Raw genomic sequence first — 14045 nt, forward strand, 5'->3', positions numbered from 1 at the left:
CTTCTTCGAAGCCTTCCATGACCATCTCCCATCACAGCACCGCCGCCACGCGGCATTTCTCGGGCACCTATGTCGAGGCCCGCGCCAAGTTCCTCGAAGCCGCGCGCGCTCGCGGCGCTTCGATCGAGTCCTTCGTCAACGAGGCGCATCGCGGCGCGCTCGGCGAGGAACTCGCGACCGACGTCGCGCTGCTCGGCGCCATCGACGCCAAGAAGCTGCTGCTCGTGAGCTCGGGCACGCACGGCCCCGAAGGCTTCTGCGGCTCGGGCGCGCAGGTCGCGACCCTGCACGACGAAGACCTGCTCGCGCGCCTGCACCAGGCCGGCGTCGCGCTGCTGCTGGTGCATGCCGTCAACCCGCACGGCTTCTCGCACCTGCACCGCACCAACGAGGACAACATCGACCTCAACCGCAACCACATCGACTTCGGCGCGCCGCTGCCGGTGAATGCCGAGTACAGCGAGGTCGAACCGCTGGTACTGCCCGCGAGCTGGCCGCCGACGCCGGCCGACCAGGCGGCCGTGGCCGCCTATGTCGAGAAGCACGGCATGCGCGCCTTCATCGCCGCCGTCACCAAGGGGCAGTACGGCTCTCCCGACGGCCTGTTCTATGGTGGCACCGCGCCCGCGTGGAGCAACAGGACCATCCGCTCGATCCTGCGCAAGTACGCGGCCTCGGCCACCCACATCGGCTGGATCGACTTGCATACGGGCCTCGGGCCCTACGGCCACGGCGAGAAGGTCTATCCGGGTCGCAACACGCCCGAGGACCTCGCGCTCGCGCGCGCCTGGTGGGGCGCCGACGTGTTCGCGCTGTTCGGCGAGGACTCCGTGTCCGCGCATGTGTCGGGACCGGTGGTGTCGGCGGCCTACGACGAATGCCCGCGGGCGCGCATCGCGCCCATGGGCCTCGAGTTCGGCACCATCCCCGCCGACGACATGCTGTTGCGCCTGAGCGCCGACACCTGGCTGCGCCGCCATCCGGAAGCGCTCGAGTCGCAGCGGCGAGAGATCCGCCGGCAACTGCGCGATGCCTTCTACTGCGACAACGACGAGTGGAAGGGCATGGTGCTGGGGCAGACGCGCGTGGTGCTGCTGCAGACCTTGCAGGGCTTGCGCGAGGCCTGATCGCTCAGGCCGTCCGCAGCCGCTCCAGGTCGGCGATCAACGCCGGCCCCGTCGGTTGCCATCCCAGGGTCTCGCGCGTCCACGCGCTCGACGCGGGCAGGTCCATCCCCGCGAACATCGAGAGCCAGCCGAAGAAGCCCGCTGCTTCGTCGGGCGCGAGGGAGCGGACCGGCAGTTGCAGCCGCCGCCCGAGCGCCTCGGCGATCTCGCGCATCGCCACGCCTTCCTCGGCCACCGCGTGGTACTTCGCGCCCGGCGCGGCCTTCTCGAGAGCGAGCCTGAAGAGCCGCGCCACGTCGAGCACATGCGCCGCGGGCCAGCGGTTGAGGCCATCGCCGACATAGGCGCAGGCGCCCTTGTCGCGGTACATTTCGATCAGCGGGCTGATCAGGCCCTGGCGCGCCGTGTCGTGCACCTGCGGCAGCCGCACGATCGACACGTTCACGCCATGGGCCTTGGCGGCGGCATTGGCTGCCTCTTCCGAGGCCGCGCGCGGATGCGTGTCGGCACCCACGGTCGGATGGTCTTCCTTCGCGGGCTGGCCCGCCACCGTGTTGGCGATGCCGGTGCCGGAGGTGACGACCAGCGGTCGATCGGAGCCCGCGAGCGCCGAGGCCAGCGCATCGATGACCCGGCGGTCGTCCTCGCAGTTCTGCACGAAGCGCGAGAAGTCGTGGTTGAAGGCCAGGTGGATCACGCCGTCGGCGCGCTCGACGCCGGCGCGCAGGCTGCCGGCGTCTTCCAGGGTGCCGTGCAGCACCTCGGCGCCGGCTGCCTTCAAGGCGGCCGCCTTCTCCTGTGAACGGCTCAGGCCGATCACCTGGTGGGCGGCCGCCACCAGTTCCTTGACGACGGGCAGGCCGATGAAACCGGTCGCGCCGGTGACGAACACTCGCATGGGAAAGATCTCCAGGTTGGGTTGGAGGCCAGTCTCGGACCGCGAGCCATCCCGGTAAAGTAGTGACGTTATCGTGGTATGGCGGCTAACAGCATGAGCGCAATGGCAAACGGCAATCCGGCGGACGGCAATGCCCTCGGCAACTACCTCAAGGACCGCCGTGCCCGGCTCGATCCCGCGGCCTTCGGCTACTCGCCGGACCGGCGCCGCACGCCCGGCCTGCGCCGCGAGGAGGTCGCGCAGCGCGCCCACATCAGCGCCACCTGGTACACCTGGCTCGAACAGGGGCGCGGCGGCGCGCCCTCGGCCGAGGTGCTCGAGCGCATCGCCCAGGCGCTGGTGCTCACCGAGATCGAGCGCGAGCACCTCTACCTGCTGGGCCTGGGCCGGCCGCCCGAGGTGCGCTATCGCCAGCCCGAGGGGGTGACGCCGCGGCTGCAGCGCGTGCTCGATGCGCTGCCTCCCTGTCCCGCGCTGATGCGCACCGCGACCTGGGACGTGGTGGCATGGAACCGCGCCTCGAGCGTGATGCTGGTGGACTACGGCCTGCTGCCGCCCGGGCAGCGCAACATCCTGCGCTTCATCTTCCTCGACCCGCGCGCACGTGCCGCGCAGTACGACTGGCAGAGCGTGGCGCGCTTCGCGCTCGGAGCCTTCCGCGCCGACGCCACCCGAACCGGCGCCGCGGCGCTGGTGCAGCCGCTGGTCGAAGAGCTGTGCCGGCTGAGCCCCGAGTTCGACGCCATGTGGCGCGACAACGACGTGGTCGGCGTGCACGGAGAAGCGGTCAAGCACATCCGCCATCCGGTGCTCGGGCCGCTGGCCTTCGAGTACTCGTCGTTCACGGTCGATGGGCGGCCGGACCTCAGCCTGGTGGTCTACAACCCGACGACGCCGGGGAATGCGCAGAGGATCGGGGCGTTGGTCTGAAGGGGCGGTTTCATCGCGCGGCTGCCGCGCGATCCTTCCTGCGCAGCGTCTGCGTGTCCTGCAAGGCCTGCTCGACGGCCTCGCGCACGAAGGCCGTGAAGCTGCGTACCAGGGGCCGGATCATGCTGCGGTGGGGCAGCACCGCGTAGATCGTCTTGGCGCGCAGCGGGTTCCGGGGCAGCACCTCCACGAGCGTGCCGCGCGCCAGGTGCTCGGCCACATGGAAACGGTAGAAGTTGCCGATGCCCGCGCCCGCCACGCAGGCGCTGCGCAGCGCGTCTCCGTTGTCCGATAACAGCACGGCCTGCGGCCGGATCGATTGCCACTGTCCCTTGACCTCCAGGTGCCAGGTCTCGGCGACCTCCGAGAAGCGCGGGCACAGGCAGCGATGCCGCGCGAGATCTTCGACCGAGCGCGGCGTGCCGTGCGACTTCAGGTATTGGGGCGATGCGCACAGGACCTGCGGGCTCTGGGCCAGCACCAGCTGCGCCTTCTTGGTCGGCAGCTCCTCGCCGATGAACAGCGCGAGGTCGACCCGTTCGCGCACGAGATCGGGCACGTTGCTGTTCACCACCAGGTCCACGGTGGCACCGGGATGGCTCTCGAGGAATTTAGGCAGCGCCGGCGCGACGACCGCGGAAGCGAAGGAGGGCGGCGCCGTCACGCGCAGGTGGCCGCCGGCGGCCTGCTCGCCCGCGATGCCGGCCACGGCGCCCTCGAGCTGCTCGAGGATGTCCACGCAGCGCGCGTAGAAGGCCTCGCCCGCATCGGTGACGCTGATGCGCCGCGTGGTGCGGTGAACCAGCGCGGCGCCGGTCGCGCGCTCGAGCAGTTGCAGATGCTTGGTGACCGAGGACGGCGCCATGCGCAGTTGGCGTGCGGCGGTCGTGAAGCTGTTGGCGTTCACCACCGCCACGAAGCAGCGCAGCGACAGCACGCTGGCCTGGTTCAGGAAGTCGGGCATGGCCGATCATTGCATCGAATCTGGAAAAAGTATCTTCTTTCGTTTCCATATTGTGTGTAGCGACCCCGATGCCGATCATTGCGCCAGCTTCCCCGCGATACCGAAGGAGACAAGAGATTGAACCCACACCGCGCATGCGCGCCCGGCCGATGAGCCGCTCGATCACGCTCACGTTCGACAACGGCCCCACCTCGGCCGTGACCCCGCACGTGCTCGACGTGCTGGCGCGCCACGGCATCCGCGCGACCTTCTTCGTGCTCGGCCAGAACCTGGCCTCGAAGGAAGGCCGTGCGCTCGCCTGCCGGGCGAGGGAGGAAGGCCACTGGATCGGCAACCACACCTATACGCACGACGTACCGCTCGGTGCAGCGTCCGACCCGTTCGCGCCGCAGCAGGAGATCGGCCGCACGCAGGCCCTGATCGGCGAGCTCTCGCATCCCGACAGGCTGTTCCGGCCCTTCGGTGGCGGTGGCGTCCTCGGTCCCCATCTGCTGAGCCGCGAGGCGCTCGCGTTCCTGCGCGAGGGGCGATTCACCTGCGTGCTCTGGAACTCGATCCCGCGCGACTGGGACGACCCCGAGGGCTGGCCGCGGACGGCCCTCGCGCAGGCACACGGGCAGGACTGGACCCTCAGCGTGCTGCACGACTACGAGACGGGCGCGATGGCGCGGCTGGAGCCGTACATCGAGCAGGCCCTGGCCGAAGGCTTCCGCTTCCGGCAGGAGTTCCCGCCGGACTGCGTGCCGCTGGTGCGGGGCGTGCCCGTGCGTCCCATGGAGGCCTTCGTGTCGAACGGCCAGCCCTCTTCATTTCCCCAGGAGACATGACATGCAGAACGAACCCTCGAAGACCGGCGCGGTCATCGTCACGCCCGAGGAGGCCGAGGCGATCCGGCCCTTCGGCCTCGACATGCAGGTGCTGCTCGGCAGCGAACAGACGGGTGGCAGGCTCTCGGTGATCATGGCCTGCCACCGGCCCGGCGAGGGGCCGCCCGACCATCTGCACTTCACGCAGGAAGAATGCTTCTTCATCGTCGAAGGCACTTATGAAGTGACCGCGGGCGATACCACGCGCACGGTGGGCGCCGGCACCATCGTCTATCTGCCGCGCGGCGTCGTCCATCGCTTCCGGAACGTCGGCACCACCACGGCGCGCATGCTCGACTGGAGCGTGCCGGGCGGGCAGGACCGCTACTTCAGGGAGATCTCCGCGCTGGCGGGCCCCGGCTTCTCGGGCGAGAAGGTCGCGCTGATCAGCGAGAAGCACGACACCAACTTCCCCGCGCCGCACTGACGCTACCCGCGTCGTCCATGCAGTGATTGCAGCGATGCCGGGCCTCGCGCCGGCGCCGCGGGGACACGCACGCCCCGAGAAAAGGACTACCGATGATCGTCGAACAACGCACCTACCGCGTGCGCGCGGGCACCGTGCGCGACTACCTCCACACCTACGAGCACGAGGGTGGACTGGCGCTGCAGCGCCAGCACCTGGGCCGCATGGTCGGCTACTTCCACACCGAGTTCGGACCGCTCAACGAGATCGTCCACCTGTGGGCCTACGACGACCTCGCGGATCGCGACCGGCGTCGCGCCGCCCTGTCGGCCGATCCGCAGTGGCAGGCGTACGCGCCGAAGATCTTCCGCTTCATCGAGACGCAGGAGTCGAAGCTCCTGAAACCCGCGGCATTCAGCCCGAGCTATTGAGCGGCCACCAGAGCCCAGGAGACATACATGAGCCATTCCTATTCCCATCCTCTTTCCATTCGCCGGCTGTTGGCCGCGAGCGTGCTCGCGCTGGCGAGCGTCGCGGCCACCGCCCAGGCGAACTGGCCGACGCGGCCCATCCGCATCGTCATCGGCCTGCCCGCCGGCCTGGCCGCGGACGTCATCGCGCGCATGTACGGCGAGAAGCTGTCGAAGGCGCTCGGCCAGCCGGTGGTCGTCGACAACAAGCCCGGCGCCACCGGCAACATCGCGCAGGACACGGTGGCCAAGGCGCCGGCCGACGGCTACACGCTGCTCTACGCAGTCTCGAATTCCTTCGTGAGCAACCCCCACGCCTTCGCCAGGCTGCCCTTCGATGTCGACAAGGATTTCGCGCCCGTCGCGCAGACGGTGCGCAACGGCCTGTACCTCGTGACCGCGAGGGACTTCCCGGCCAGGACGCTGCAGGAAGCGATGGCGCTGGCGCGCGCGGCGCCCGGCAGATACAGCTATGCCTCGTACGGGCTCGGTGGCTTTCCGCACCTGGTCATGGAGCTGGTCCTGGCGCAGGAGAAGGTCGAGATGCTCCACGTGCCCTACAAGGGCGGCGCGCTGACCGACGTGGCGGCCGGCACCGTTCCGCTGGTCTGGGAGCCGGTCGCGAATGCCATTCCCTTCATGAAGGAGGGCCGCGTGCGGGCCCTGGCGGTCTGGGGCTACGGCCAGCGAAACCCCGCGACGCCCGAGGTGCCGAACATCGCCGAGCTCGTGCCCGGTGCCGACGTCGCGAGCTTCCAGGGCTTCTGGGCGCCCGCGAAGACGCCGCGCGAGATCGTCGTTCGCCTGAACGAGGAGATCACCCGTGCGAGCCGCGATCCCGCGCTGATCGAGAAACTGCGGCTCGCCTATGCCGAGCCCGTGGTCTCGACGCCCGATCAGATGGCGGCGGAGGTCCGGCGCGAGTCGGTGCGCTGGCGCCAGCTGATCCGCGACAAGAACATCCGCCTCGATTGAGCGAGCGGCCCGGTCGCTAGGTCTGCACGTACCCCACGCCCTTCGCGCTCGGCGCCGGCAGCGTCTCGCCCAACATCTCGCGCACGCTCGCCTCGATGGTGTGCGACATCGCATCGAGCGCGAGGTCGTTGGGCTCCATGCCGAAGGGTTCCTCGATCTCCGCGCCGAGCGCCTCGAGCGCGAAGAAGGTGTAGGCGATGAAGGCCACCACCACCGGCGTCATCGCGCCGATCGCATCGACCAGCCCGAAGGGCAGCAGCACGCAATAGAGGTAGATGGTGCGGTGGATGATGACCGCGTAGGTGAACGGGATCGGCGTACCCGCGATGCGCTCGCAGCCGCCGAGTGCCTCGGTGAGCCGGCCCAGCGGCAGCTCGATGGCCTGCGCGAGTTCGGGCGCGAGCCGGCCCTGCAGGCGCTGCGCCTGCAGCCATTCGCCGACCATCAGCAGCAGTACCGCGGGCTTGAAGCGCACGGACCGAAGCCGCGAGCAGTCCTCTTCCGGCAGCAGGCGCGCGAGGTCGGCCGCGGCATCGGTGCCGCGCAGTTGATGCCGCAAGGCATGCACGAAGGCGATGAGTCGCGCGACCGGCAGCTCGATGCCCTCGCGCGAGGGCAGCAGCGTGATCAGCTGGCGCACCAGCGTGCGCGTCTCGTTGAGCAGCGTGCCCCAGAGCGTGCGCGCCTCCCAGTAGCGCGCGTAGCTCGTGCCATTGCGAAAGCCCAGAAAGATGGCGAGCGTGAGGCCGATCAGCGAGAAGGGCACGAAGTTCAGCGGCACCTTCCACTGGAACAGCCGGCCGTGCAGCACGGTCACGAGGACCGCGAAGCCGGTGGTCCACAACAGCTGCGGCACGATCGACGACAGCACCGAGCCGTGCCAGACGAACAGCATGCGCAGCCAGTGGGGACGGGGGCGGACGATCATGGGGCGGCCATTATCGCCAGCGCCGCGGCCGGTGCGTCGTCGGCCTACAGGCGGCCCGCGCGGCGTTTGCAAGAATGCACCCGGCGATCTGTTCGTCGACCGATGAATGAACCAGGAGGAAGATACGCATGCAACACCGTCTCTCATGGCCGGTTTCCGGCCTCGCCCTGCTCGGCGCTCTCGTGGCCTTCCAGGCCCGTGCGCAAAGCGATGCCCAGGTCTATGACAACGCGATCGAGCAGGCGGCGCTCGTGTGTCCGGGCCACTCCGCCGAGCGCACCCGGCCCGGCATCCGCGCCGTGGGCGTCGGTGCCCTGCGCGTGCTCGCGCAGCGCCGCATCACCATGTGCCCCGACCGCCGCCTCGACGCCGCCACGCCGGTGGTCTGGTATGGCCGCGCGGGTGTCTTCGCGTGGAATCCCGAGGTCAAGGAGGCCGTGGCGCTGGTCGCGTCCAGGGTCGATGCGATGACGCGCAAGGACGAGTTCCCGGCCGACACGCTGGTGTGGAAGGCCGACGGCAGCGAGGCCAAGGGCGTGACCGTGCCGATGTTCGAGCGCAGGGCGCGGCCCGCTGGCGGCTGAGGAACCGGTCGCTCCCGACGCGCTTCACTTCGTGCGGCGGCGGTCGAAAAAGGCCTGCCGCCAGGGCATGACGCGCACCGAGGCGAACAGGCCGCCTTGCGCGAAGGGGTCGTCGCCGATGAAGCGTTCCGCGTCCGCGCGGTCGTCGGCGTCCACGATGATCAGCGCGCCGATCGCGCGGCCGTGCTCGTCGAGCACCGCGCCGCCGGCCAGCATGCGTTCCTGCCGCTCGCTCAGGTAGTCGAGGTGCGCCGGCTTGAGCGATTCGCGCAGCGCCTGTGCGTCGGGCTGGTCGAGCGCGAGGATGACGTAGGGCATGCGGCGCTCGGCTCAGCTCGGCGTGATGCCGGCCTTGGCGATGATCTCGCCCCAGGTCTTCATCTCGCGCGCGATGAAGGCCTGGAACTCCGCCGGCGTGCTGCCCACTGGCTCGGCGCCGTTCACCGTCAGCGCCTCGCGCGTGGCGCGCGTCTGCAGGGCCTTGCGCACCTCGGCGCTCAGGCGTTCCACGATGGCCGCGTCGGTGCCCGCTGGCGCGAGCACGCCGGTCCAGGCGCTGACGTCGAAGGGCTTGCCCGTGGCCTCGGCGACGGTGCGCACCTCGGGCAGCGAGGGCGAACGCCGCGCGGTCGACGCGGCCAGCGCGCGCAGCTTGCCCGACTTCACGAGCGGTGCCGCCGCGACCACGTTCGCGAACATCAGGTCGACGTGGCCGCCCATCAGGTCGGCCAGCGCGGGGCCGGTGCCCTTGTAGGGCACGTGCGTCATCGTCACGCCCGACTGCAGCGCCAGCAGCTCCATCGACAGGTGGTCGGCCGTGCCGCTGCCGGTGGATGCGAAGGACAGCCGCTTCGAGCGTGCCGCCGCGAGCGCGTCCTCGAAGGACTGGATCGACGAGGTGGACGAGGCCACCATGATGAACGGCGACTGCACCGCGAGGCCGATCGGCGCGAAGGCCTTCGCGGTGTCGAAGGGCATGCTCTTCATCATCCACGGGTTGGTGGCATGCGGCACGCTCGCGACCAGCAGCGTGTAGCCGTCGGGCGCCGCCTTGGCCACCAGTTCCGAGCCGATCAAGGTGCTGGCACCGGGCTTGTTGTCGACGAAGAAGGACTGGCCCATCGACTCCGACAGCCCCATCGCGATCGCGCGCGCCACCACGTCGGTGCCGCCACCCGCGGTGAAGGGCACGACCACGCGCACCTGCCGGCTCGGATAGGGCGCCGCGGCGCGTGCCGGCGGCAGGGCGGCAGCAGCGCAGGCGCCGGCCAGGGTGGCGATGAATTCGCGGCGGATCATGGGTGTCTCCAGGGGTGTTCCAGTGCGCGTGCCTCGGGGCTACGCGTTGAAATGCAGCCGCAGGCCCGGCTCGGGCCAGGGCAGCGAGGCGAGCTGCCCCGTGCCCGACAGCGTGACGTAGGCGGTCTGCATGGCCGGCCCGCCGAAGCAGAGATTGGTGACGTAGCTGTCGGGGAAGACCACCTGCCGCAGCAGCGTGCCGTCGGGCGCGATGACAGAGACCGCGCCGGTGATCAGCGTGGCCACGCAGATGTTGCCGCCGGCCTCGAGCGCGAGGCTGTCGAAGCGCTGGAAGCCCGGCAGTCCGCAGACGATGCGCCCGCCATGCGGCGAGGGAAAGGGATGCTTGCGCACCACGCCGGGCTCGACGATGTCGAAGGCCCACAGCCGCGCCGTCTCGGTCTCGGCCACGTAGAGCACGCGCGCGTCGGGCGAGAGGCCGATGCCGTTCGGCGACAGCAGCGGATAGGCCACCTCGACGATGCGCGAGCCGTCGGGCAGCGCGTAGTAGACGCCGCCGTAGTCGCGCAGCCGCGCATGCTTCTTGCCGAAGTCGGTGAGATAGAAGCCGCCGTTCGCATCGAAGACGAGGTCGTTCGGCGACGACAGCCGATGGTCGTCGCAATGCGTGTAGAGCAGTGTGTGCTCGCCCGTGCGCAGGTCGAAGCGGCGGATGCTGCCGCCTTCGTAATCGGCCGCGGGCCCGGTCGAGGTGAAGCGGCCCGGCACATAGGCGCTACCGCCGTTGTCGCAGACGTAGAGCGCGCCGTCGGGTCCGATCGCCGCGCCGTTCGGACCGCCGCCGCAGTCGGCGACGACGTGGCGCTCGCCATCGGGCGAGATCCGCACGACGAGGCCCGCGCGCATCTCGACCAGCAGCACCGAGCCGTCGCCCAGCGCCACCGGCCCTTCAGGAAATTGCAGACCCTCGGCCAGAATTCTCATGCGTTCCTTCGTGCCGCCTTCGATGCCATGCGGCTCGAAAAGGGCTTGTCTCTCGATGATTCGAGCGCTGAAGATACGTGAGGGGCCGTGGCGGCTCAATCACAATTAACTCATGCGAGAAATGATCAAAAGTCATTGCTCGCGGGCGCGAGCCGGGGCTCAGACGGCGCGCTCGGACGGCGCGTTCAGGCGGCGCGGATCCAGCGACCGGACGCGGGGTCCGGCGTCGCCGCTTCGCCGTTCACCAGCACCTGTTCTTCCGTCAGCCGCGATGCGCTCGAGGGATCGACGTCGAAGCGGATCCCCATCGCGCGGACCAGCGCCTCGTCCTCGATCGGCAGCTCCCAGGTCAGGAACACCTGCAGGGTGTCGCGCTCCGCGCCGAAGTCCTTGGCATCGAAGCCCTCGCCATCGCGCCGAATGACGGCATGCGGCTGGCAGGTGTCGAACAGCATCACCGTGCCGCGCGCGAGCGGAATGCGCACGCCGGCCGATGGAAAGTGCACGTCGAGGCCGAGGTCCTCGCCGAGGAAGAGGTTGCAGAAGAGCGCGCCGCCGTACTGCGCGCCGTCGTGGTGATAGCGCGCGCCGCGGCAGGCCATCAGCGCCACGTCGGCGTCGCCTGGCAAGCCGGGCAGTCCTCGTGATCGGGCCCAGTCGGCCACCGCCTGCACGCAGCGGCCGTAGTCGGGCCAGCGCGTTCTCGCGCGCGCCAGCGACAGGGGCTCGACGTCGCCGGGCTCGAGCATCAGCTGCGTGATCGCGTCGCGCCGCCAGTCGACCACCAGACGCGCCGGCGGCTCGGGAATCTCCAGCCGCGACGTGAGCACGACATCGCTCACGCTGCGGCTGCGCAAGGCATCGCCGTGCCAGAAGCAGCAGGTCAGGCGCTCAGGCATGGCGAGGTGGGAAAGGGACGGGAGCCATCGGCCGGCAGTGTAGGGCTCGATGGATGGCGAGGCCGCTCCTTCAAGGTCGCTCGGCGCGCCACCAGGCCAGCACGGCGCCGAGCAGCACCAGCACGGCCAGCACCGCGGGCACGGCGGCGATCGCGCCGTGAAAGGCCTCGGCCGCCTCCGCGCCGCCCGAGGCCAGCGCGCCGAACTGTCCGGCCGCCACGGCGTTGAGCATCTCGCGCGTCACGGGCTCGCCACTGGCGGCCGCGAGCCGCGGCGCCAGGGCCTGCACCAGCACCGCGCCCGGCACGATGGCGCCGAGCGCATCGCCGAGCAGCCGCAGCACGTTGAAGGTGGCCGAGCCGGTGCCGGCCAGCGCGTTCGGCAGGCTGGCCATCGCAAGGTAGTCGAGCAGGCCGTAGAGGCAGCCGGCGCCGCTACCGCAGAGGGCTAGTGCCAGCCATTCGAGCGCGGCGGGACGCGAGAGATCGGCCCACGCTGCGTAGAGCAAGCCCAGGCCGATCGCCATCGCGAGGCAGCCGCCGACCAGCACGGCTCGCGTGCCGGTGTGCACGGCCAGGCGCGAGGCGAGGGCCGGCATCACCATCGCGGGCATCAGCAGCGCGAGCAGGGTGCGTCCCGCATGGTCCGCGTCGTGGCCGCGCGCTGCCTGCTGGTGCAGCGGCACGTAGATGAACATCGCGACCCACACCGTGGTGAACAGCAACGTGAGCAGGCAGGCGAACACGAAGCCGCGGTTGCGCAGCAGGGCGGGTGGCAGCAGTGGTGCCGGGTGCCGGCGTTGCGAGCGCGCGAACAACGATCCCGCGACGAGCGCGATCGCCAGGCAGGCGAGCACGGCGCTCGCGCCCCAGCCACGCTCGGCGCCGAGGATGCCGAAGGCCATCGCGGCCGCAATGGTCACGAAGCCCAGCACGGCGCCCACGAGATCGAAGCGCGCGCCCGCCGCCCGGCCCGCATGGCCGCGGAAATTCCACAGCGCCAGCGCAAGCGCGGCCAGCACCAGCGGCAGATGGATCGCGAGCGCCGCGCGCCAGCCGCCTTGCGCGGCCGCGGCGCCCGAGAACAGCGCGCCCAGCGTGAGCCCGACGCCACCGCAGCTGCCGAGCCAGCCGAAGGCACGCTTGCGTTCGGCCTCGCCATGGAACACGGCCGTGAGCGCGGCCGGACCGCTGGCCGCGAGCAGCGCGCCACCGGCACCCTGCAGGAAGCGCGCGGCCAGCAGCCATTCGGTGCGCGTGGCCAGCACGGCCATCAGCGTGAAGGCGCTGAAGATCGCGCAGCCCGCGATGAAGCTGCTGCGCTGGCCGATGCGGTCGGCGAGCGCGCCGGCCGGCAGCAGGAAGGCGGCGAAGCTCAGCACGAAGAGGTTGAGCACCCATTGCAGCGCGCCGAAGCCGATGCCGAAGGCCGCGCCGATCGGCACCAGCGCCACGCCCGCAGCGGTGATCGACATCGCGATCGCGGCCATCGAGAGGCAGGCGGCGGCCAGGGTGGCGCCACGTGTGGCGGCATCGGCCGGGGCCGGCGTCGGGGTGGTGAGAATGGAGGTCGGCATCGGCGGGCGGATCGTCAAACCGCGCAGGCTACGCATTCGCGGCGGCGGCCGCGATACCGGCACTGGCACGCCGCGTTGCAGCCGTGGAACGCGCCGCCGCGCCACGCTCGAGGGAAACGCAAGAAAGGCATCGACAGCATGGTGGAAGACCTCAACGACCTGCTCCTGTTCGCCCGCGTGGTCGAGGCGGGTGGCTTCTCGGCGGCCGAGCGCGAGACCGGCACGCCCAAGTCGCGCCTGAGCCGGCGCGTGGGCGCGCTCGAGAAGCAGCTCGGCGTGCGGCTGATCCAGCGCTCGGCGCACCGCTTCCAGGTCACCGACGTGGGCGAGCGCGTCTACCGCCACGCGCGCAGCATGGCCGACGAGGCGCAGGCGGTGCGCGCCACCGTCGACGAGACGCTGGGCGAGCCCGCTGGGCCGGTGCGCATCAGCGCTTCGCCGGTGTCGGGCGAGCTGCTGCTCGGCGGCTGGCTCGGCGAATTCAGCCTGCGGCATCCGAAGGTGCGCATCACGCTCGACCTGTCGAACCGCTTCGTCGATCTGCTGGGCGAACGCATCGACCTCGCGATCCGCTATGCGAGCCAGCCGCTGGCCTCGGCCGACATCGTCGCGCGGCCGATCGGCGTGGGGCGCATGGAGCTGGTGGGCGCGCCCTCGCTGCTGGCGGCGCATGGCGAACCCACCGAGCCGGCCGACCTGCATCGCTTTCCGGCGCTGGGCCAGGGCGGCGGGCCCGACAGCGTGCGGCCCTGGGCGCTGGTCGATGCCGACGGCCAGGCGCTGCTGCACCATCCGCAGCCGCTCTTGATTAGCGACAACTACCAGGCCCTGCGCGAGGCCGCATTGCGCGGCGCGGGCCTGGTGCAACTGCCGCTCGAGGCCTGCCGCGATGCGCTGGCCGATGGCCGGCTGCGCCGCGTGCTGCCGGCCTGGCCCTCGCTGGCCACGCAGGCCTACGTGCTGTACCCGAGCCGCAAGGGCATGAGCTCCGCGGTGCGCGCGGTGCTGGCCTTGCTCGAGCAGAAGTACCGCGAACTCGAGCCGCCCGGCGCGGCCTGAGAGGGCGCGCGCCGCCGCTGGCGTTGCAGCGGCGGCAACGCCCCGTTGCGTCCGCATGGCTCGTGCAACGCGCCGCGCGGCCCTACCTTCGAAGCTTCCTTGTCATCCCTCTTCGCGAA

General features: G+C 70.6%; 16 protein-coding genes. 8 read left to right on the plus strand and 8 right to left on the minus strand.

The window, feature by feature from the left end:
- Nucleotides 1-17: 17 nt before the first annotated feature.
- Complete coding sequence (locus ACEN9J_RS39545) at nucleotides 18-1127, plus strand: M14 family metallopeptidase (RefSeq protein ID WP_413765185.1); 1110 nt, start codon at nucleotides 18-20, stop codon at nucleotides 1125-1127.
- A 4-nt stretch (nucleotides 1128-1131) separates the two neighbouring features.
- On the opposite strand, the gene ACEN9J_RS39550 is transcribed toward ACEN9J_RS39545, so the two are convergent.
- Nucleotides 1132-2025: an SDR family oxidoreductase gene (locus ACEN9J_RS39550; RefSeq protein ID WP_413765186.1), complete on the minus strand. Its 894-nt coding sequence runs from the start codon at nucleotides 2023-2025 to the stop codon at nucleotides 1132-1134.
- Between the two features lie 93 nt (nucleotides 2026-2118).
- On the opposite strand from ACEN9J_RS39550, the gene ACEN9J_RS39555 reads away from it, so the two are divergent.
- A complete protein-coding gene (locus ACEN9J_RS39555) occupies nucleotides 2119-2955 on the plus strand; it encodes a helix-turn-helix transcriptional regulator (RefSeq protein ID WP_413765187.1) in 837 nt (278 codons plus the stop codon).
- 10 nt (nucleotides 2956-2965) lie between these two features.
- Here the strand turns inward: ACEN9J_RS39555 and ACEN9J_RS39560 are convergent, their stop codons facing one another.
- The gene (locus ACEN9J_RS39560; RefSeq protein WP_413765188.1) at nucleotides 2966-3919 is read right to left on the minus strand and encodes a LysR family transcriptional regulator; all 954 of its coding nucleotides are present in this window, start codon (nucleotides 3917-3919) and stop codon (nucleotides 2966-2968) included.
- Between the two features lie 149 nt (nucleotides 3920-4068).
- Here ACEN9J_RS39560 and ACEN9J_RS39565 point away from each other — a divergent pair, with 149 nt between their 5' ends.
- The 4 genes from ACEN9J_RS39565 to ACEN9J_RS39580 all read left to right on the plus strand — a co-directional run bounded on the left by ACEN9J_RS39565 (nucleotide 4069) and on the right by ACEN9J_RS39580 (nucleotide 6636).
- Nucleotides 4069-4746, plus strand: coding sequence for a polysaccharide deacetylase family protein (locus ACEN9J_RS39565; RefSeq protein ID WP_413765189.1), 678 nt, complete (start codon nucleotides 4069-4071; stop codon nucleotides 4744-4746).
- Nucleotide 4747: 1 nt separating this feature from the next.
- Nucleotides 4748-5212 (plus strand): cupin domain-containing protein, encoded by a 465-nt coding sequence (locus tag ACEN9J_RS39570; protein WP_296736738.1) that lies wholly within the window; start codon nucleotides 4748-4750, stop codon nucleotides 5210-5212.
- Between the two features lie 92 nt (nucleotides 5213-5304).
- On the plus strand, nucleotides 5305-5622 hold the full coding sequence (locus ACEN9J_RS39575) for an NIPSNAP family protein (RefSeq protein WP_093353100.1): 318 nt from the start codon (nucleotides 5305-5307) through the stop codon (nucleotides 5620-5622).
- Nucleotides 5623-5649: 27 nt separating this feature from the next.
- Nucleotides 5650-6636, plus strand: coding sequence for a Bug family tripartite tricarboxylate transporter substrate binding protein (locus tag ACEN9J_RS39580; RefSeq protein ID WP_413765190.1), 987 nt, complete (start codon nucleotides 5650-5652; stop codon nucleotides 6634-6636).
- A 16-nt stretch (nucleotides 6637-6652) separates the two neighbouring features.
- On the opposite strand, the gene ACEN9J_RS39585 is transcribed toward ACEN9J_RS39580, so the two are convergent.
- Nucleotides 6653-7564, minus strand: coding sequence for a bestrophin family protein (locus ACEN9J_RS39585; RefSeq protein ID WP_413765191.1), 912 nt, complete (start codon nucleotides 7562-7564; stop codon nucleotides 6653-6655).
- Nucleotides 7565-7692: 128 nt separating this feature from the next.
- Here ACEN9J_RS39585 and ACEN9J_RS39590 point away from each other — a divergent pair, with 128 nt between their 5' ends.
- Nucleotides 7693-8148, plus strand: a complete 456-nt coding sequence (locus tag ACEN9J_RS39590) for a hypothetical protein (RefSeq protein WP_296736749.1) — start codon at nucleotides 7693-7695, stop codon at nucleotides 8146-8148.
- Between the two features lie 24 nt (nucleotides 8149-8172).
- On the opposite strand, the gene ACEN9J_RS39595 is transcribed toward ACEN9J_RS39590, so the two are convergent.
- The 5 genes from ACEN9J_RS39595 to ACEN9J_RS39615 form a co-directional block, all read right to left on the minus strand.
- Nucleotides 8173-8466, minus strand: a complete 294-nt coding sequence (locus tag ACEN9J_RS39595) for a YciI family protein (protein ID WP_413765192.1) — start codon at nucleotides 8464-8466, stop codon at nucleotides 8173-8175.
- 12 nt (nucleotides 8467-8478) lie between these two features.
- A complete protein-coding gene (locus ACEN9J_RS39600; RefSeq protein WP_413765193.1) occupies nucleotides 8479-9447 on the minus strand; it encodes a tripartite tricarboxylate transporter substrate binding protein in 969 nt (322 codons plus the stop codon).
- 39 nt (nucleotides 9448-9486) lie between these two features.
- Complete coding sequence (locus ACEN9J_RS39605) at nucleotides 9487-10392, minus strand: SMP-30/gluconolactonase/LRE family protein (protein WP_296736758.1); 906 nt, start codon at nucleotides 10390-10392, stop codon at nucleotides 9487-9489.
- Nucleotides 10393-10577: 185 nt separating this feature from the next.
- On the minus strand, nucleotides 10578-11291 hold the full coding sequence (locus ACEN9J_RS39610; RefSeq protein WP_296736761.1) for a hypothetical protein: 714 nt from the start codon (nucleotides 11289-11291) through the stop codon (nucleotides 10578-10580).
- Between the two features lie 70 nt (nucleotides 11292-11361).
- On the minus strand, nucleotides 11362-12867 hold the full coding sequence (locus ACEN9J_RS39615; protein WP_296736763.1) for an MFS transporter: 1506 nt from the start codon (nucleotides 12865-12867) through the stop codon (nucleotides 11362-11364).
- Between the two features lie 138 nt (nucleotides 12868-13005).
- On the opposite strand from ACEN9J_RS39615, the gene ACEN9J_RS39620 reads away from it, so the two are divergent.
- Nucleotides 13006-13926 carry a LysR substrate-binding domain-containing protein gene (locus tag ACEN9J_RS39620; RefSeq protein ID WP_365958331.1) on the plus strand — a complete coding sequence of 307 codons (921 nt, stop codon included), beginning with the start codon at nucleotides 13006-13008 and terminating at the stop codon, nucleotides 13924-13926.
- Nucleotides 13927-14045: the final 119 nt, after the last annotated feature.

This window comes from Variovorax sp. Varisp41 (assembly GCF_047325085.1).
Lineage (GTDB): Bacteria > Pseudomonadota > Gammaproteobacteria > Burkholderiales > Burkholderiaceae_C > Variovorax.